The following is a 19,052-nucleotide window of genomic DNA, read 5'->3' as shown; positions in this document are numbered from 1 at the left end:
GCGCGTCGGTGGGCCCGTGGGCCCCGTCACGCGCCGTGCCGCGTGCGCTCTGGCAGGATCGAGGCGTGCCGGACGCGACCATCCACGAGGACCTGCGGCGGCTCGCCGCCGCCTACGACGTCGTGCCCGGCTACCGCGGCCACGACGGCCTCGAGCACGAGGCCACCGACGAGACCGTCGTGCGGGTGCTCGCCGCGCTCGGCGTCGACGCGTCGAGCCCGCAGCGGGTCGCGCTCGCGCTCGCGCACGTCGAGAACACGCCGTGGCGGCGCACGCTGCCGCCGGTGGTCGTGACGCGCGCGGGCCGGACCGTGCGGGTCCCGGTGCACGTCACGCACGGCGACCCCGTGGACGTCTGGCTCGAGCTCGACCCCGAGGTCGGCGGCGGCCGCCGCGAGGTCACGCAGGTCGACGTCGTCGTCGAGCCGCGCACCGTCGACGGCCGGCTCGTGGGCCGGGCCACGTTCGAGCTGCCGCCGGACCTGCCGCTCGGCTGGCACGAGATCCACGCCGAGGGGCCCAGCGCGCAGGCGCACAGCCCGGTCGTCGTCACGCCGGACCGGCTCGAGCTCCCGCAGCGTCTGCGCGACGGCGGTGCCTGGGGCGTCATGGCGCAGCTCTACTCGGTGCGCTCGCGCGCGTCGTGGGGCGTCGGCGACCTCGCGGACCTCGCCGAGCTCGGGTGGCTCGCGGGCCGTCGCTGGGGCGCGGACTTCCTGCTCGTCAACCCGCTGCACGCGGCCGAGCCCGTCGAGCCGCTGACCCCCAGCCCCTACCTGCCGACCACGCGCCGGTTCGTCAACCCGCTGTACGTCCGCGTCGAGGACGTGCGGGAGACCGCGTACCTCTCCGCGGCCGACCGCGCGCTCGTCGAGTGGGCGGCCGAGCCCGTGCTCGCGCTCGACACCGACCCCGGACCGATCGACCGCGACACCGCGTGGGCGGCCAAGAGGTCCGCGCTCGAGGTGGTGTTCGCGCACCCGCGGTCGCCCGCGCGGCAGGCGGCGTTCGACGCGTTCGTCGAGGAGCAGGGCGAGGGGCTGCGCGAGTTCGCGCTGTGGTGCGCGCTCGTCGAGCGGCACGGTCCGCCCGCGGGCTGGCCGGCGGAGCTGCACGACCCGCTGTCCGACGCGGTCGCGGCCGCGGCGGTCGAGCTGCACGACCGCGTGGTGTTCCACTCGTGGCTGCAGTGGGTGGCCGACGAGCAGCTCGAGCACGCCCAGCGCGTCGCACGCGAGAACGGCATGGCGCTCGGGATCATGCACGACCTCGCGGTCGGCGTGCACCCCGAGGGCGCCGACGCGTGGGCGCTGCGCGACGTGCTCGCGACCGGGGCGTCGGTCGGCGCGCCGCCCGACATGTACAACCAGCAGGGGCAGGACTGGTCGCAGCCGCCGTGGCACCCCGAGGCGCTCGCGCGGGCGGCCTACCGGCCGTACCGCGACATGCTGCGCACCGTGCTGCGGCACGCGGGCGCCATCCGGATCGACCACGTCATCGGCCTGTTCCGGCTGTGGTGGGTGCCCGCGGGCAACGCCGCGACCGACGGCGCGTACGTGCGCTACGACCACGACGCGCTCGTCGGCATCCTCGCGCTCGAGGCGCACCGCGCCGGGGCCGTCGTCATCGGCGAGGACCTCGGCACGGTCGAGCCGTGGGTCGCGGACTACCTGTCCGAGCGCGGCGTGCTGGGCACCTCGGTGCTGTGGTTCGAGCAGGAGGCCGACGGGAGCCCGCGCGCGCCCGAGTCCTACCGACGGCTGGCGCTCGCGACCGTCACGACGCACGACCTGCCGCCGACGGCCGGCTACCTCGCGGGTGAGCACGTCGCGTTGCGCGAGCGCCTGGGGCTGCTGACGCGCCCCGCGCGCGAGGTGCGCGCCGAGGCCGCGGCGGAGCGGGACCGCATGCTCGCGGCGCTGCGCGAGCGTGGCCTCGTCGGGGACGACCCGTCCGAGCGCGAGGTCGTGGAGGCCCTGCACGCCTGGATCCGCGCGACGCCGGCGGTGCTGCTGGGCGTCTCGCTGGCCGACGCGGTGGGTGAGCGACGCGCGCAGAACCAGCCCGGCACCGACCAGGAGTACCCGAACTGGAAGGTGCCGCTCGCCGACGGCACCGGACGCCTCGTGCTGCTCGACGACCTGTTCACGCACGCGCGCGCCGAGTCGCTCGCGCGCGTCATGCGGCGGTGACCGCACCGCTGCGGCGCGTGCGGGTCGTGGGGACGTCCGGGTCGGGCAAGACGACGTTCGCGCGCCGCCTCGCCGACGCGCTGGGCGTGCCGCACGTCGAGCTCGACGAGGTGTTCTGGGGGCCGGGCTGGGTCATGCGCGACGCCGACGAGGCGCGTGCCGACGTGCGCGCACGCACCGGGGGCGGCGCGTGGGTCGCCGACGGCAACTGGGCCACGAACCTCGGCGACGCGCTCGACGACGCGGAGGCCGTCGTGTGGCTCGACTACCCGCGCCGCGTCGTCATGGCACGCGTGGTACGGCGGTCGGTGTGGCGCGGCCTGACGCGCCGCGAGCTGTGGCACGGCAACCGCGAGTCGTTGCGCAACCTCGTGCGGCGCGACCCCGAGGACAACATCGTGCTGTGGGCGTGGACCTCGTACGCGCGGGTGCGGCAACGGTACGCCGCGCTCGCGGACGGCCCGGGGCCGCGCGTCGTGCGGCTCACGAGCCCGCGCTCCGCGCGGCGCTGGCTCTCGCAGCAGTCGCGCCCGCAGCCGCGCCGCTGACGCACGACGACGGCCGGGCCCCGCGCGGGACCCGGCCGTCGTCGTGCCGCGCTCAGGCGCGGCGGCGGTCCGCCTCCTGCGCGGCGAGCGCGCGCCGCACGCCGTCGCGGGACTCCGCGAGCAGCCGCCGCAGCGCGGCGGGCGCGTCGGGGTGCGCCGCGAGCCAGGCGTCGGTCGCACCGAGCACGTCGGCCCGGGCGTCGTCCGCGAGCTCGGTCGGGTACAGCCCCAGCACGACGTTCTGCGCCATCTCGTTGGTCTTGTCGGACCACACGCCCTCGAGCGAGGCGAAGTAGCGCTCGACGAACGGCAGCAGCAGCGACGCGTCGTGCACGCGGCCGAACCCGCTGATGGTCGCCGCCTGCAGCGCGTTCGGCAGCTCGTCGCCCGTGACGACGGCGGCCCAGGCCGCCTCCTTCGCCTCCGGCGTGGGCACCGCCGCGCGCGCGGCGGCAGCGGCGCGCTGCCCCGTCGCGGTCGGGTCGGCGGCCTGCTGCGCGGCGACGTCCGCCTCACCGGCGCGGCCCCCGGCGACCAGCGCCGTGAGCAGCTCCCACCGCAGGTCCGTGTCGATCGACAGGCCGTCGAGCGTCACGCGTCCGTCGAGCAGGTCGGCGACCGCGTCGAGCTGCGCGGCCGTGCGCGCGCGGGCCGCGAACGCCTTGACGAGCTGCAGCTGCAGGTCGGACCCGGCGGGTGCGGCCTGCGCGAGCGCGTGCAGCCGGTCGGCCGCTGCGACGGACGTCGCCTCGCGGTGCTCGGGTGCGACGTACAGGTCGAGCGTCGTCGCGAGCTGCCGCAGCAGCACGAGCACGACCGACGAGTCCGTCTCGTGCGCGACGTTGCCGAGCACGAGGTCGACGAAGTCGCGTGCCGGGGTCTCGCCGTCGCGCGTCGCGTCCCACGCCGCCGCCCACACGAGCGTGCGGGGCAGCGAGTCGGTGAACTTGTCGAGGTGCGCGACGGCGGTCGCGAGGGAGTGCGGGTCGAGCCGCACCTTCGCGTACGCGAGGTCGTCGTCGTTCACGAGCAGCAGCGCGGGCCGCGGCACGCCGACGAGCTCGGGGACCTCGGTCCGGGCGCCGTCGACGTCGAGCTCGACGCGCACGGTGCGCACGAGCCGCGCGTCGTCGCCGTCGCCCTGCAGCTCGTAGCCGCCGACCGCGAGACGGTGCGGGCGCTGCACGGGGTGCTCGGCGGGCACCTCCTGCAGGACCGCGAACGACGTGATCACGCCGTCGGCGTCCACCTCGACCGCGGGCCGCAGCAGCGTGACGCCGGCCTTCTCGAGCCACAGCGCCGACCACGCGGACAGGTCGCGGCCGCTCGTGGCCTCGAGCTCGGTGAGCAGGTCGCGCAGCTGGGTGTTGCCCCACGCGTGCTGCTGGAAGTACGCGCGCACACCGGCGAAGAACTGCTCCTGGCCGACCCACGACACGAGCTGCTTGAGCACCGAGGCGCCCTTGGCGTACGTGATGCCGTCGAAGTTCACCTCGACGTCCTCGAGGTCGCGCATGTCGGCGACGATCGGGTGCGTCGACGGCAGCTGGTCCTGGCGGTACGCCCACGACTTCTCGAGCGACGAGAACGTCGTCCACGAGCTCGTCCAGCGGGTCGCCTCGGCCGCGGCGAGCGTCGACGCGTACTCCGCGAACGACTCGTTGAGCCACAGGTCGTCCCACCAGCGCATGGTGACCAGGTCGCCGAACCACATGTGCGCGAGCTCGTGCAGGATCGTCACGGCGCGCCGCTCGATCGTGGCCTCGGGCACCTTGGAGCGGAACACGTAGGACTCGAGGAACGTCACCGCGCCGGCGTTCTCCATGGCGCCCGCGTTGAACTCGGGCACGAACAGCTGGTCGTACTTGGCGAACGGGTACGGGAACCCGAACTTCTCCTCGTAGAACGCGAAGCCCGCGCGCGTGACGTCGAGGATCTCGTCGGTGTCGAGGTGCTGCGCGAGCGACGCACGGCAGTACACGCCGAGCGGGATCGTGCGGCCGTCGCTGCTCGTGAGCTCGCCGTGCTCGCCGTGGTAAGGGCCGGCGACCACCGCGGTGATGTACGACGAGATGCGCGGCGTCGTCTCGAACCGCCACGTCGCGGTGCCGGCGTCGCGCCCGCCGTTGAGGTTGCGCCCGCCCGGGACGGGCTCGGGCTCGCCGACCTGCGGGTAGTTCGACACGACCGTCCAGTGCGCCGGCGCCGTGACCGTGAACGTGAACGTCGCCTTGAGGTCGGGCTGCTCGAACACCGCGAACACGCGGCGCGAGTCGGCGACCTCGAACTGGCTGTAGAGGTAGACCTCGTCGTCGACCGGGTCGACGAACCGGTGCAGGCCCTCGCCCGTGTGCATGTAGGCGCAGTCCGCGACGACCGTCAGCTCGTTCTCCGCGGCGAGGTCGCTCAGGTGGATGCGCGAGTCCGCGACGACCTCCGCCGGGTCGAGCCGTCGCCCGTTGAGGACGACCTCGTGGACGGCCGGGGCGATGAGGTCGACGAACGTGCTCGCACCGGGCGTCGCGGCGAAACGCACGGTCGTGCGCGACGCGAACGTCGTGGGGCCCGTGGTGAGGTCGAGCTCGACGTCGTACGCGTGCGTGCGCACGAGCGCCGCACGCTCGGCGGCCTCGGCGCGGGTGAGGTTCTCTCCGGGCACGGACGATCTCCGATCGGTGGGCGGCGGTGGCCGCGGCGGGACGGTGACGGCGGACCGGGACGGTCGGCGGCGACGGGGGTCGGGCGGCCGGGCGCGGTTCGCAACCGATGTCGCTCGTGCGCGACCGCACGATCATGCCACGCAGGCGGGACGCGGCACCGGCCCGCACGCACCCCCGGGCCGCGTCGCGCCCGGGCACGACCTGGACGGTTGTGCACACGGGCGCGCGACGGGGCACACTCGGCAGGTTGGTCAGCGAGAGGAGAGCGCCGTGCCCGTCGTCGACTTCTGGTTCGACCCCGCCTGCCCGTGGGCGTGGATGACGTCCCGCTGGATGGACGAGGTGACGCGCGTGCGCGACGTCGACGTCCGCTGGCACGTGATGAGCCTGTCCGTCCTCAACGAGGGACGCGACCTGCCCGAGCGGTACCGCGAGCTCATGGACGCCTCGTGGGGCCCCGTGCGGGTCCTCGTCGCGGCGGCGCGCGACCACGGCGACGAGGTGCTCAAGCCGCTCTACGACGCGATGGGCACCCGCCGGCACCCCGGGGGTCGCAGCGACACCGACGCGATCGTCGCCGAGTCGCTCGCCGAGGTCGGGCTGCCCGCGGCGCTCGCGGACGTCGCCGCGACGCAGGAGGTCGACGACCTGCTGCGCGCGTCGCACCAGCGCGCGCTGGACCTCGTCGGCGACGAGGTCGGGACGCCCGTCGTGGCGATCGACGGCGTCGGGTTCTTCGGCCCCGTCATCACCCCCGCGCCGCGCGGCGAGGACGCCGGCCGGCTGTTCGACGGGCTCGCGCTCGTCACGAGCGTCCCGGGCTTCTACGAGCTCAAGCGCACCCGGACCCAGGGTCCGGTGTTCGACGCACCCGACCCGGCGTGAGCGGGCGCGGCCCGTTCGCGGGCCTGAGTCGCGGGATGAAGGCGTTCCTCCTGGTGGACGCCCTGCTCGTGGTGCTGCTCGTGGTCGTGCTCGCCGTGACCCTGCCCGGCCGTGGGGGCGGCGGCCGCGACGACGCGGGGGCGGCCGACGCGTCCGCGTCCGTGTCGCCGACGGCCGCCGCCGCCGCGGACCGGCCCGTGACGTTCGCGCTGCCCAGCGGCAACATCGAGTGCGAGATGAGCACGAGCGGCGTGGTCTGCACGATCGGGACCTTCACGTACGCACCGCCGCAGGTCACGGGGTGCGACGCGGGCGCCGGGCACGTGGTGCGGCTCGACGCGGACGGCTTCGCGTTCCAGTGCGAGGACGACGGCGTCCCGGACCTCGGCACGCCGGTCGAGCTCGCGTACGGCGCGACGCAGACCGTCGGGGGGTACACGTGCTCGTCGGGCACCGACGGCGTGACGTGCACCGACGCCGCGGGCGTCGGCTTCCGCCTCGCCCGGGCGCAGTGGGTGACGCTGCCCTGACGCGTGCCGCCGCGCCCTCACGTCCCGCTCAGGCGGGCCGCACCTGCGGGTCGGGGCCGGTGGTGGTGGCGCTCTCGACGCGGTCGCGCCCGCGCCGCTTCGCGGCGTAGAGCGCGCGGTCGGCGGCCTCGAGGACGTCCGCGGGTGTCGTGCCGTCCTGCGGGAAGCTCGCGACGCCCGCGGACAGCGTGACCCGCGGTGCGCCGACGGCGCCCGGTGCCGCACCGGCGTGCACGCGCAGCTCGTGCGCCCGCCGCAGCGCCGCGGCGTGGTCGATGCCCGGCATGACGAGCACGAACTCCTCGCCGCCGACCCGGACCACGGTGTCGGTCGGTCGGGCGTGCGCGGCGAGCCCCGCGGCGACCGCACGCAGCACGGTGTCGCCGACGGCGTGCCCGTACGCGTCGTTCACGTCCTTGAAGTGGTCGACGTCGAGCGCGACGAGCGACGCGTGGCCGTGCGACGCGCGCGCCGCGTCGAGCGCCGCGTCCACGGAGGGCTCGAGCGCGCGCCGGTTGTGCAGGCCGGTGAGCTCGTCGTGCTGCAGGTCGTCGCTGAGCTGGGCCCGCACCTGCTCGGCGCTGACGAGCTCGGCGTTGAGGCGCTGGTTCGCGATGGACAGGTCGGTCGTGCGGGTCAGCAGCTCGAGCGTCGACGCGCGCAGCTGCCGCACGCGACGCACCTCGTCGGTCGCGTCCGACACCAGCAGGACCCAGCCGACGTGCCGCCCGTGCGGGTCGCGCAGCGCGCGCGCCCGGACGTCGATCCAGGCGTCCTGCGCGACGGGCACCTCGCGCAGCAGGACGTCCTCGAGGTCCTCGGGGTCCGGCAGGGTCAGGCCGAGGTCGGTCAGCGTGAGGTCGCCGCGGGCGCCCGGTGCGATGCGCGCGACGAGCGTGCGCCCCTCCGGGTTGAGGTCGACGAGGCGGCCCGTGTGGTCGGTCACGACGACGGCCTGCGCGAGGTGCTCGAAGACCTGCTCGCGCGCGACGGTGGCGACGCGCACCATCTCGTGCCGGAAGACGGCGACCGTGACGATCACGGCCGTCGGCCCGAAGCCGAGCCGTGCGAGCTGGCCGCCGTCCGAGTCGCTCAGCGCCCACACGAGCCCGGCGGTCGACGACACGACGGTCGGCACGACGCCGAGCAGCACGACCCGCAGCTGGCGGCGGCGGAACGGGCCGGCGGACGGCAGCGCGAGCAGCCCGCCCGCGACCGCGAGCCCGGCCGTCAGGTAGCAGGCCGCCGTGCCCACCCAGTACGCGGGTCCGGGCGCGACGCCGTCGCCGGCGAGCTCGAAGTAGCGGTGGTGCCACGGGTCGGTCGCGAGCAGCACGAGCGCCGTGCCGGCCGGGATGAGGACGAGCGTGCGCACGGCGCGCGAGGGACGCCGGGTGGGGTCCACGACCGACGCGACGACGAACCACAGCGCGACCGCGACCACGAGCGTCGCGCCCTCGGCAAGGTGCCGCGCGAGGAAGACGCCGGGTGCGGCGGCGTCGGCGGCGGTCACGTATGCGCCACCCAGGCCCCACGCGGCGAGGCCGAGCAGCAGCGCCGCCAGCGGACCGGCGCCGGGCGCCTCGGCACGGCGGCGAACGGCGGCGGCCGCGAGCACGACGCACGTCAGCGCGACGAGGACGTCGACGGCCGCGAGCGCTGCACGCATGGCGCCGACCTCCCCGGTGGGGGCGGCTCGCGCGGTCGCCTCCCGGCGGCCCACGATGACAGGCGCACCGAGGTGGACACGCGTCCAGCGCGGGATCTCAGCCGGGTGAAAAGGCCGGTGCCGTGCCGCGGCGGGCCCGCGGCACGGCACCGGCCCGGGCCGTCACCAGATGCGCACGCGCTCCTGCGGGTCGAGCCACAGCGCATCGGTGGGCTGCACGTCGAACGCGACGTAGAACTCGTCGATGTTGCGCACGACGCCGTTGCAGCGGAACTCGTCGGGCGAGTGCGGGTCGGTCGCGAGCCGGCGGATCATCTCGGCGTCGCGGGCCTTGGTGCGCCACGAGTGCGCCCAGCCGACGAACAGCCGCTGCAGCGCCGTGAGCCCGTCGAGCACGGGCGCCTGGTCGATCGGGTGCCCGAGCGCGATCTCGTACGCACGGACCGCGATCGCGAGGCCGCCGAGGTCGCCGATGTTCTCGCCGATCGTGAGCTCGCCGTTGACGCGGTGGCTGCCGTCCAGCTGGCGCGGCGAGTACTGCGCGTACTGGTCGACGAGCGAGCGCGTGCGTCGCTCGAACTCGGCGCGGTCCTCGGCCGTCCACCAGTCGACGAGCCGGCCGTCGCCGTCGTACTTCGAGCCCTGGTCGTCGAACCCGTGGCCGATCTCGTGCCCGATGACCGCGCCGATGCCGCCGTAGTTCACGGCGTCGTCCGCGTCGGCGTCGAAGAACGGCGGCTGCAGGATCGCGGCCGGGAAGACGATCTCGTTCATGCCGGGGTTGTAGTACGCGTTGACGGTCTGCGGCGTCATGAACCACTCGTCGCGGTCGATGGGCCGGCCGATCTTGTGCAGCTCGCGGTCGAGCTCGAACGCGTTGGCGCGCCGCACGTTGCCCAGCAGGTCGTCGGCGCGGACGGTCAGCGCCGAGTAGTCGCGCCACCGGGCGGGGTAGCCGATCTTCGGCGTGAAGGCCTCGAGCTTGTCGAGCGCGCGGCGGCGGGTCTCCTCGCCCATCCACTCCAGGGACGTGATCGACTCGCGGTACGCCTCGACGAGGTGGGCCACGAGTGTGTCCATGCGCTCCTTGTGCGACGGCGGGAAGTGCCGCTCGACGTACACCTTGCCGACGGCCTCGCCCAGCGCGCCCTGCACCAGGCCGACGCCGCGCTTCCAGCGGTCGCGGACCTCCTGCGCGCCCGAGAGCGTGCGGCCGTAGAAGTCGAAGTTCGCCTCGACGACCTCGTCCGTGAGGTACGGCGCGCGCGCGGAGACCACGTGGTACGTGGCCCACGCCTGCCAGTCCGCGAGCGGGACCTCCGCCCAGAGCTGCGCGAAGCCCTCGGCGAACGACGGCTCGCGCACGACGAGCCGGTCGAGCGCACCCGCGGGCGCGCCCAGCGCGACGGCCCACGCGCGCCAGTCGAAGCCGGGCGCGCGCTCGACCAGCTCGGCCAGCGTCAGCGCGTTGTAGGTGAGCTCGGCGTCGCGGTCCTTCACGACGTCCCAGTGGTGCGCCGCGAGCCGCGACTCGAGCGCGACGACGCGCGCCGCGAGGTCGTCGGGGTCGCCCGCGGCGACCACGCCGGAGACGGGCGCCGCGAGCCGCAGCATCCGCGCGACGTGGGGCAGGTACTGCTCGCGCACCTCGGCGTGCTGGTCCTCGCGGTAGTACGCCTCGTCGGGCAGGCCCAGGCCGCCCTGCACGAGGTGCACGACGTACGTGTCGGGGTCCTTGGCGTCGTTGTCGACGTACAGGTCGACCGCCGACAGCGCACCCGTGCGCTGCAGCGCGCCGAGCGCGGTCGTCAGCTCGGCCGGCGAGGTCGCGGCGTCGACCGCCGCGAGGTCGTCGCGCAGCGGCTCGACGCCCGCCGCGGCGACCGCCTCGGTGTCCATGAAGCTCGCGTACAGCGCGCCGATCTTCGCCTCGACGCCGTCCGCGTCACCGGTCGTCGCGGCCTGCGCGGCGTCCGTGATGATGTCGAGGACCTGCCGCTCGGCCTGGTCGTACAGCGCGCGGAACGGCCCGTCCGTCGAGCGGTCCGGCGGGATCTCGTACGACGCGCGCCACCGGCCGTTGACGTACGCGTCGAGGTCGTCCTGGGGTCGCACCGTGGGGTCGAGGTCGTCGAGGGGCACTCCGCTGCGCGTCATGGGCGACAGCCTAGGAGGTGGAGGTGACACCGGCCCCGCCACCTGCGGCAGGATGGCCCCATGCGCATCCACGTCGCCGCCGACCATGCCGGGTACGAGCTCAAGGTCGCGCTCGTCGAGCACCTGCGCGCCGCCGACCACGAGGTCGTCGACCACGGTGCCTTCGAGTACGACGAGCAGGACGACTACCCGTCGTTCTGCTTCGCGGCAGGGGAGGCCGTCGTCGCCGACCCGGGCTCGCTCGGCGTCGTGATCGGCGGCTCGGGCAACGGCGAGCAGATCGCCGCGAACAAGGTCACGGGCGTGCGCGCGGCCCTCGCGTGGAACCTCGAGACCGCGCGGCTGGGGCGGCAGCACAACGACGCCAACGTCGTCGCGATCGGCGCGCGCCAGCACGCGGTCGACGAGGCGGTCGCGCTCGTCGACGCGTTCGTCGCGGAGCCGTTCAGCGGCAACCCGCGGCACCAGCGCCGCATCGACCAGCTCGCGGCGTACGAGGCCGCGCGCGACTGACCCGTCCTCACGCAGGCCGACGGGCCGGTGCCGCACGTGCGGCACCGGCCCGTCGGTGCGTCCCGGCCGTCCCGCCGGCGCCGGCGCACCGACGGGACGGCCCCGGCGTCAGAACACCCAGGGGCACACGGGCGCGAGGGGTGAGGTGAACGCCGCGGTGACGCGTGCGAGCGCGTCGGGCGCGCCCGTCACGAGGCCCGCGGACGCGAGCGCGGTCGCCGACCGGCCGCCCAGGTACAGCGCGCCGAGCTCGCGCACGTCGAGCCGCACGTCGGCGTCCGCCTCGGTCCGCGTGACCGTGGCCGCGCCGTCGGCGCCCACCGCCACGCGCCACCGGCCCGCGTTGGCGGGCACGAGCGCGTCGCTCACGTCGAGCACGACGTCGAGCGGCGCCGCGTAGCGCCGGCCCTGCAGCGCGGCCGGCAGGTCGAGCACGCGGACCCACACGTTGTCGCCCGTGCGCCGCTGGATGGGGCGCGGGTCGACCAGCAGGTGCAGGAGCGCGTCGTCGACCGGCAGCATGGGCGTCTCGACCGTCGAGGTGAGGTCGAGGTCCAGCAGGAACGACCACAGCCGGTGCGTCGCGGCCGGGTCCAGCGCGAACGCCCAGCGGACCTTGACCTTGTACTCGGGGCCGCCCTCGCCCCAGCCCTCCTTGCGGCTGAACGCGGCCGCGGCACGCACGTCGTCGCCGTCGCGGACGGTCACGATCAGCATCGGCTCGAAGCCCTGCCGCCACGCGGGCGGGTCGCCCACGAGGCGCGCGCGCAGCGCGGCGGTGGGCCGGGGCATCCACCCGGGGCGCCCGGCGCCCGCGCGTCGGTGCAGTTCCTCGGCGAGGTCCTCGTGCTCCTTGCCGAGCCGTTCGAGCCGGACGTCGAGCGCGTCCGCGCCCGCGACCGGCCGCAGCGCGGCACCGCGCGGCAGCGTGAGGTTCACCGAGTCGGAGGCGCTGCCGTAGCCGAAGCGCCCGTAGATCGCGGCCTCCGCGGCGAACAGCGCCGACACGGGCTCGCCGCGCTCGAGCGACCGCTCGACGTGCGTGGTGATCATCGAGCGCAGCAGACCGCGGCGGCGCTGGTCGGGGCGCACGCCGACCCACGTGAGGCCGCTGCACGCGACCGTGCCGCCCGGCACGGGCATCTCGAACGGGTACGAGCCGTGGACGGCCGCGAGCCGGCCGTCCGGCCCCTCGACGGCGACCATGCGGTCCTCCGGTACGGGGAACGGCAGGATCTCGGCGATCTCGGGGTCGACCCACCCGGCGAACGCCAGGTCGTCGACCGCCCGGAACTCGTCGCGCCGCTCGGGCGGGACGACGACGGTGCGGTAGCCGTGGGGGAGAGTGCTCATGCCTGCCATCCTGCGGGGTCGGCGCCGGGTCGTGCACGGGGATTCCTGCACGTCGCACCCCCGCCCTACGCTCGTGCGCATGACGGCCTCACCGTTCGGCGCGCGCGGCGGCTGGGCGTGGCGCGTGCTCGCGGGCTGGGCCGCCGGGCCGCAGCGCGTCGTCGGTGCCGCCCTCGTGCTGCTGGGCGTGCTGTACGGCGGTGCGGTCGCGTGGCGGCCCGGGTGGTTCCCGCCGTCCGGGTTCGTGCTGCTCATGCTCGTCGGCGCGTTCGTGCTGCGGTGGCGCGCGCTGCTCGCGCTCGTGGGGGTCGTGCTCGCGCTGACGGTCGTGCTCGTGCTGGCCGCCGTGCCGGGGATCGAGCCGGGCCCGGTGGTCGTGGTGCTGCTGGCCTGCGGCGCGGTCGTGACGTTCGGGTACGAGCGCGAGCAGCTCGGCCTGCAGGGCGCGCCCAGCGCGCTGATGCTCGTCGACCTGCGTGACCGCCTCGCCGCGGGTGGTCGGCTGCCCGCGCTGCCGCCGCGCTGGCAGGTGGGCGCCGACGTCCGCTCGGCGCACGGCGCGGCGTTCTCGGGCGACTTCGTCGTGGCGCGGCGCCGTGACGACCGACCGGCCGGCGACCCGCCGCCCGGCGACGCACCCGACCGCGGGTCCGCCGGCGCCGCGCCGGGCGACGGCGCGCTCGAGGTCGTGCTCGTCGACGTCTCGGGCAAGGGGCAGGCCGCCGGCGTGCGGGCGCTGCAGCTGCAGGGGGCGTTCGGCGGCCTGCTGGGCGCGCTGCCGCCCGAGCGGTTCCTGCCCGCGGCCAACGCCTACCTGCTCGCGCAGGCGTGGGACGAGGGCTTCGCGACGGCGGTGCACGTGTGGGTCGACCTCGCGACGGGCCGCTACCGCGTCGCGAGCGCGGGGCACCCGCCGCCCGCGCGGCTGCACGCCGGCTCGGGGCGCATCGACGTGCTCGACCTGCCACCCGGCGTCGCGCTCGGTGTGCTCGCGGACGCGGAGCCGGGCGTCAGCACGGGTGTCCTGGCGGCCGGCGACGCGCTCGTGCTGTACACCGACGGCATCGTCGAGGCGCCCGGGCGGGACATCGACCAGGGCGTCGACCGGCTGCTCGGCGTGGTCGAGGCGGCCGTCGCGGCGCGGCCGGGCAGCGCGCAGGAGGTGCTCGCGGGCGTGCGTGCGGCCGACGACGACGACCGCGCGGTCGTCGTGCTGCGACGCCGATGAGCGCGCGCGGGCCGCGGGACGGGGGAGGTGCGCCCGACGAGCCGGACTACGTCGACGAGGTGCACGCGCTGGTCGCGACCGTCCCGGCGGGGCGTGTCATGACGTACGGGCTGGTCGCGGAGGTGCTCGCCGACCGCGCGCTCGCGGCCGGGCGGACGCCGCGCGGCGGTCCGCGGCAGGTCGGTCGGGCGATGGCGCACGGCGGCGAGGTGCCGTGGTGGCGCGTCGTCAACGCGTCGGGGCAGCCGCCGCCGCACCACCTCGCGCGTGCGCTCGCGCACCTGCGCGCCGAGGGCACGCCGCTCACGCCGGACGGCGAGCGCGTGCGGGTGCGTCAGGCGGTGTGGTTCCCGGAGACGTGAGCCCGGGCCCCGCGCCCCGGCCGGGCCGGGGCGCGGGGCGGCGCTCAGCCGAGCGCGCGGCGTGAGGAGATGACGCCCGTGTCGAACCCCGCGAGGTGCAGACCGCCGTGGAACCGCGCGTGCTCGATCTTCACGCAGCGGTCCATGACGACGTGCAGCCCGGCGGCCTCGCCGCGGCGCGCGACGTCCTCGTGCCACGAGCCGAGCTGCAGCCACAGCGTCCGGGCGCCGACCGCGACGGTCTCGTCGAGGACCGTCGGCAGGTCGTCGTGGCGGCGGAACACGTCGACCAGGTCGGGGACCACGGGCAGCGCGTCGAGCGACGGGTACACGGGCCGCCCGAGGATCTCGTCGGCGCGCGGGTTGACGAAGTACACGTCGTACGGCGAGCTCGACAGCACGTACGTCGAGACGAAGTAGGACGCGCGGGCCGGGTTCGCCGACGCCCCGACGATCGCGATCGAGCGCGTGCCGCGCAGGATCGACAGCCGCTCGGGCGCGCTCGGGCCCTGCCAGGTGCGGGCGGTCATCGCGCGTCCTCCGTCGCGGTGGTGGCGGTGCCGGTCGCGGCGCCCTCGCGCGTCGTGCCCGTGGCCGCCGTGAGCGCCTGGTCGAGGTCCCACAGGATGTCCTCGACGTCCTCGATGCCGACGCTGACGCGCACGAGGTCTTCCGGCACGCCCGCGGCCTCGAGCTGCTCGGCCGACAGCTGCTGGTGCGTCGTCGAGCCCGGGTGGATCACGAGCGTGCGGGCGTCGCCGACGTTGGCCAGGTGGCTCGCGAGCTGCACCGACTCGATGAACCGGCGGCCCACCTCGCGGCCGGGCACGTCGCCCGCGGGCGCCACCCGGAACGCGAAGACCGACCCGGGCCCCAGCGGCAGGTACCGCCGGGCTCGCTCGTGGTGCGGGTGCGACGGCAGCCCCGCCCACAGCACGTGCGCGATGCGCGGGTCCTCCTCGAGCCACTGCGCGACCGTGCGCGCGTTCGCGAGGTGCGCGTCGAGCCGCTGCGGGAGCGTCTCGACGCCCTGCAGCAGCTGGAAGGCCGACTGCGGCGAGAGCGCGGGGCCGATGTCGCGCAGCTGCTCGGAGCGCAGCTTGGTGAGGAACCCGTACTCGCCGAAGTTCTCCCACCACCGCACGCCGCCGTAGGACGCGACGGGCTCGGTCATGGTCGGGAACCGGCCGTTGCCCCAGTCGAAGCGCCCGGACTCGACGATCACGCCGCCGAGCGTCGTGCCGTGCCCGCCGAGGAACTTGGTCGCCGAGTGGATGACGATGTCCGCACCGTGCTCGATGGGCCGCACCAGGTACGGGGTCGACAGCGTGGCGTCGACGACGAGCGGGACGCCGGCCGCGTGCGCGATCTCGGCGAGCCCGGCGAGGTCGGCGACCTCGCCCGACGGGTTCGCGACGACCTCGGTGTACACGGCCTTGGTCTCGGGTCGGATCGCAGCGGCGTAGTCGGCCGGGTCGGTGCCGGGCACGAACGTCGTCTCGACGCCGAACCGGCGCAGCGTGACGTCGAGCTGCGTGACCGTCCCGCCGTACAGCTGCGCCGAGGCGACGAGGTGGTCGCCCGCGCCGGCGAGGGCCGCGAACACCAGGAACTCGGCCGCCATGCCGGACGCGGTGGCGACCGCGCCGATCCCGCCCTCGAGCGACGCGATGCGCTCCTCGAACGCCGCGACCGTCGGGTTGCCGATGCGCGAGTAGATGTTGCCGTACTTCTGCAGCGCGAACAGGTTCGCGGCGTCCGTGGTGTCGTCGAACACGAAGGACGTCGTCTGGTAGATCGGCACGGCGCGCGCGCCCGTGGTGGCGTCGGGGATGCCGCCGGCGTGCAGCGCGCGGGTGCGGAAGCCGAAGCGGTGCTCGCTCACGGTGCTCCTGTCGGGTGGGGGACGGGGGTGCGGGGGACGCGCGGGGCGCGGGGGTGCGGGCTCACCGTGGCAGGCCCGCCGCGACGAGCGTGCCGACCTGCTCGACCGCCCACGGGTTCTGCAGCGACGTCGTGTCGCCGAGCGTCGTGCCCTCGACGAGCTGCGCGAGCAGGCGTCGCATGATCTTGCCCGAGCGGGTCTTGGGGACCTCGGGCACGACCAGCACGTGGCGCGGGCGCGCCACGGGGCCGATCTCGTGCGCGACGTGCGCGCGCAGCTCGTCGCGCAGCGCGTGCGTCGCGGCGAGCCACACGTCGACGTCGTCGACCGGCCCGGGCGGCGTGCTCGGAACGACGAACGCCGCGATGGCCTGACCCGTGACCGGGTCCGTCACCCCCGCGACGCCGGCCTCGCCGACGGCCGGGTGCGCGACGAGCGCCGACTCGACCTCGATGGTCGACAGGCGGTGCCCCGAGACGTTGATGACGTCGTCGATACGACCCAGCAGCCACACGTACCGGTCCTCGTCGTACGACGCGCCGTCGCCCGCGAGGAAGTAGCCGCCGTGCTCGCCGTGCCCGGCGAACCGCCGCCAGTACGCGTCGAGGTAGCGCTGCGGGTCGCGCCACACGGTGCGCGCCATGCCGGGCCAGGGGCGCGTGACGACGAGGAACCCGCCCTGCCCGGGCGCGACCTCGGCGCCGTCCTCGTCGACGACCTTCGCCGCGACGCCGGGCAGCGGGCGCGTGGCCGAGCCGGGCTTGAGCGTCGTGACGCCGGGGACCGGCGCGATCATCGCGGCACCCGTCTCCGACTGCCACCACGTGTCGACCACGGGGGCCTCGTCGCGGCCGAACGTGCGGCGGAACCACACCCACGCCTCGGGGTTGATCGCCTCGCCGACGGTGCCCAGCAGGCGGATGCTCGACAGGTCGTGCCCGTCGGGCAGGTCGTCGCCGAACCACGTCATGAACGTGCGGATGAGCGTCGGGGCCGTGTAGTACGTCGTCACGCCGTAGCGCTCGACGACCTCGAGGTGGCGCTCGCGGTGCGGCGTGTCGGGCGTGCCCTCGTAGATGACCTGGGTGACGCCGTTGGCGAGCGGCCCGTAGATCTCGTACGTGTGCGCCGTGACCCACGCGAGGTCGGCGGTGCACCAGTGCACGTCGTCGTCCTTGACGTCGAACACCGCCCAGTGGGACCACGCGGCGTGCGTGAGGTACCCGCCCGAGGTGTGGACCAGCCCCTTGGGCCTGCCCGTGGTGCCCGAGGTGTAGATGACGAACAGCGGGTGCTCGGCGTCGAACGACGCGGCCTCGTGGACGTCGGGCTGGCGGTCGACCACGTCGTGCCACCAGACGTCGCGCCCGGGCGTCCACGCGACGTCCTGGCCCGTGCGGCGCACGACGAGCACGTGCTCGACGTGGTCGAGCCCGGCGACGGCCTCGTCGGCGGCGGACTTGACCTCGACGGCGGCGCCGCGGCGGAACTGCCCGTCGCTCGTGACGAGCACCTTCGCCTCGGTGTCCTGCACCCGGAACCGCACGGCCTCGGCCGAGAACCCGCCGAACACGAGCGAGTGCACCGCGCCGATCCGCGCGATCGCGAGCGTCACGACGACGGTCTCGGCGATCACCGGCAGGTAGACCACGACGCGGTCGCCGGGGCCGACGCCGAGCTCGGTGAGCGCGTGCGCGGCCTGCGCGACCTCGCGCTGCAGCTGCGCGTAGGTGATCGACCGGCGGTCGCCGCGCTCGCCCTCGACGTGCAGCGCGACCTTGTCGCCGCGGCCCCCCTCGACGTGCCGGTCCACGCAGTTGACCGCGACGTTGAGGCGGCCGCCGACGAACCAGCGCGCCTCCGGGACCGTGAGCTCGTCCTCGGCCCCGCCGGGCACGGGCACGGGCGGGGCCCACGTGTGCGCGGTGTGCCACGGCTCGTCCCAGCGCAGGCGCCGCGCGGCCTCCTCCCAGAACGCGACCGGGTCGGCCTCGGCGCGGGCCCAGTCCTCGGGCCGCACGTTCGAGGTCGCCGCGAGGCCGGCGGGGGCGGGGTAGGTGCGCGTCTCGGTCTGCAGCGCGGTGAGCGTGGTCACGCGAACCTCCGCAGCAGCTGCTTCTCGGCGACGGCGAGCACCGAGTCGGTGAGCTTGCCGATGACCGCGAGCAGCACGATGGCAAGCAGGATCCGGTCGACCCGTCCGTTGTTCTGCGAGTCGGTGAGCAGGAAGCCCAGACCCATCGAGGACGCGATGAGCTCGGCCGCGACGAGGAAGAGCCACGCCTGCGCGAGCCCGAGCCGTAGCCCGGACATCACCGAGGGCAGCACCGCGGGCAGCTGCACCGAGCGGAAGAGCCCGGCCCCGCGCAGGCCGAACGCGCGCCCCGCCTCGACGAGGTGCGGGTCGACGTGGCGCAGGGCCGCCGCGACCGTCGTGTAGACCGGGAAGAACGCCCCGATCGCGATGAGCGTGACCTTCGAGTCCTCGCCGATCTTCATCCAGAGGATGAGCAGCGGGACCCACGCGAGCGACGGCACGGCGCGCAGCGCGGCGAGCGTCGGGGCGAGCAGCACGTCGCCCGCGCGCGACAGCCCCACGAGCGCGGCGACGACGAGCGCGACGAGCGCACCCACCGCGAACCCGATCACGACGCGCTGCACCGAGATGGCGACGTGCGTGCCGAGCTCGCCGCGCTGCTGCAGGTCGACCGCCGCCGCCCACACCGACGCCGGGCTCGGCAGCTGGTACGGCGCGACCAGCCCGGCGGTCGTCACGTGCTGCCACGCCGCGAGCAGCAGCGCGGGCAGCAGCGCGCCGCCGACCACGCGCGTGGTGCGCCGCGACCAGAACCCCGACGACGCGGCGCGCGCGGGCCCGCGGTCGTGGGGGTTCAGCGCGCGGTGCGGGTGGCCGGCCGCGTCGGTGACGGGTCCGGTGCCGGGGGAGCCGGGGACGGTCACGAGGACCGGGGCCGCGGTCGGTGCGTCGGGCATGGGGGTCTCCTGGGGGACGAGGAGCGGTACGGGAGGTGGCGCCCGCCCGGGCGTACCGGGCGGGCGCCGGGGTGGG

General features: G+C 75.5%; 15 protein-coding genes. 7 read left to right on the top strand and 8 right to left on the bottom strand.

Annotated features, from left to right (window positions below; translation table 11 throughout):
- Positions 1-65 precede the first annotated feature (65 nt).
- The gene (gene malQ / locus E4A51_RS04845; protein WP_070319951.1) at positions 66-2,192 is read left to right on the top strand and encodes a 4-alpha-glucanotransferase; all 2,127 of its coding nucleotides are present in this window, start codon (positions 66-68) and stop codon (positions 2,190-2,192) included.
- The gene (locus E4A51_RS04840; protein WP_070319950.1) at positions 2,189-2,740 is read left to right on the top strand and encodes a toxin; all 552 of its coding nucleotides are present in this window, start codon (positions 2,189-2,191) and stop codon (positions 2,738-2,740) included. The genes malQ and E4A51_RS04840 overlap by 4 nt, the downstream gene beginning before the upstream one ends.
- Before the next feature lie 52 nt (positions 2,741-2,792).
- Here the strand turns inward: E4A51_RS04840 and pepN are convergent, their stop codons facing one another.
- Positions 2,793-5,399 (bottom strand): aminopeptidase N, encoded by a 2,607-nt coding sequence (gene pepN / locus E4A51_RS04835; RefSeq protein ID WP_134851021.1) that lies wholly within the window; start codon positions 5,397-5,399, stop codon positions 2,793-2,795.
- Positions 5,400-5,670: 271 nt separating this feature from the next.
- On the opposite strand from pepN, the gene E4A51_RS04830 reads away from it, so the two are divergent.
- Together E4A51_RS04830 and E4A51_RS04825 are read left to right on the top strand one after the other, a co-directional pair.
- Complete coding sequence (locus E4A51_RS04830; RefSeq protein WP_046528026.1) at positions 5,671-6,285, top strand: DsbA family protein; 615 nt, start codon at positions 5,671-5,673, stop codon at positions 6,283-6,285.
- Between the two features lie 35 nt (positions 6,286-6,320).
- Positions 6,321-6,815 (top strand): DUF6636 domain-containing protein, encoded by a 495-nt coding sequence (locus tag E4A51_RS04825; RefSeq protein WP_070319947.1) that lies wholly within the window; start codon positions 6,321-6,323, stop codon positions 6,813-6,815.
- Positions 6,816-6,843: 28 nt separating this feature from the next.
- On the opposite strand, the gene E4A51_RS04820 is transcribed toward E4A51_RS04825, so the two are convergent.
- Together E4A51_RS04820 and E4A51_RS04815 are read right to left on the bottom strand one after the other, a co-directional pair.
- Positions 6,844-8,484, bottom strand: a complete 1,641-nt coding sequence (locus tag E4A51_RS04820) for a diguanylate cyclase (RefSeq protein WP_070319946.1) — start codon at positions 8,482-8,484, stop codon at positions 6,844-6,846.
- A gap of 162 nt (positions 8,485-8,646) precedes the next feature.
- The gene (locus E4A51_RS04815; RefSeq protein ID WP_070319945.1) at positions 8,647-10,641 is read right to left on the bottom strand and encodes a M13 family metallopeptidase; all 1,995 of its coding nucleotides are present in this window, start codon (positions 10,639-10,641) and stop codon (positions 8,647-8,649) included.
- Positions 10,642-10,701: 60 nt separating this feature from the next.
- Here E4A51_RS04815 and E4A51_RS04810 point away from each other — a divergent pair, with 60 nt between their 5' ends.
- Positions 10,702-11,154, top strand: coding sequence for a ribose-5-phosphate isomerase (locus E4A51_RS04810; protein WP_070319944.1), 453 nt, complete (start codon positions 10,702-10,704; stop codon positions 11,152-11,154).
- Positions 11,155-11,262: 108 nt separating this feature from the next.
- Here E4A51_RS04810 and E4A51_RS04805 read toward each other — a convergent pair whose 3' ends face one another.
- Positions 11,263-12,507: a GNAT family N-acetyltransferase gene (locus E4A51_RS04805; protein WP_134851020.1), complete on the bottom strand. Its 1,245-nt coding sequence runs from the start codon at positions 12,505-12,507 to the stop codon at positions 11,263-11,265.
- A 79-nt stretch (positions 12,508-12,586) separates the two neighbouring features.
- Between E4A51_RS04805 and E4A51_RS04800 the strand changes: the two genes are divergently transcribed.
- Together E4A51_RS04800 and E4A51_RS04795 are read left to right on the top strand one after the other, a co-directional pair.
- Positions 12,587-13,735, top strand: coding sequence for a PP2C family protein-serine/threonine phosphatase (locus tag E4A51_RS04800; protein WP_134851019.1), 1,149 nt, complete (start codon positions 12,587-12,589; stop codon positions 13,733-13,735).
- A complete protein-coding gene (locus E4A51_RS04795; protein WP_134851018.1) occupies positions 13,732-14,097 on the top strand; it encodes an MGMT family protein in 366 nt (121 codons plus the stop codon). The genes E4A51_RS04800 and E4A51_RS04795 overlap by 4 nt, the downstream gene beginning before the upstream one ends.
- 44 nt (positions 14,098-14,141) lie before the next feature.
- Here the strand turns inward: E4A51_RS04795 and E4A51_RS04790 are convergent, their stop codons facing one another.
- The 4 genes from E4A51_RS04790 to E4A51_RS04775 form a co-directional block, all read right to left on the bottom strand.
- A complete protein-coding gene (locus tag E4A51_RS04790; RefSeq protein WP_134851017.1) occupies positions 14,142-14,627 on the bottom strand; it encodes a CoA-binding protein in 486 nt (161 codons plus the stop codon).
- Entirely contained in the window at positions 14,624-15,982 is a 1,359-nt protein-coding gene (locus E4A51_RS04785) for an O-acetylhomoserine aminocarboxypropyltransferase/cysteine synthase family protein (protein WP_134851016.1), read from the bottom strand. The genes E4A51_RS04790 and E4A51_RS04785 overlap by 4 nt, the downstream gene beginning before the upstream one ends.
- 61 nt (positions 15,983-16,043) lie before the next feature.
- Complete coding sequence (gene acs, locus E4A51_RS04780) at positions 16,044-18,077, bottom strand: acetate--CoA ligase (protein ID WP_134851015.1); 2,034 nt, start codon at positions 18,075-18,077, stop codon at positions 16,044-16,046.
- Entirely contained in the window at positions 18,074-18,976 is a 903-nt protein-coding gene (locus E4A51_RS04775) for an ABC transporter permease (protein WP_134851014.1), read from the bottom strand. The genes acs and E4A51_RS04775 overlap by 4 nt, the downstream gene beginning before the upstream one ends.
- Positions 18,977-19,052: the final 76 nt, after the last annotated feature.

Origin of the sequence: Cellulomonas sp. HD19AZ1 (genome assembly GCF_004535805.1) — a bacterium.
Classification (GTDB): domain Bacteria; phylum Actinomycetota; class Actinomycetes; order Actinomycetales; family Cellulomonadaceae; genus Cellulomonas; species Cellulomonas iranensis.
Note: the sequence above shows the minus strand (reverse complement) of the source record. Positions and strands in the feature narration are given on the sequence as shown.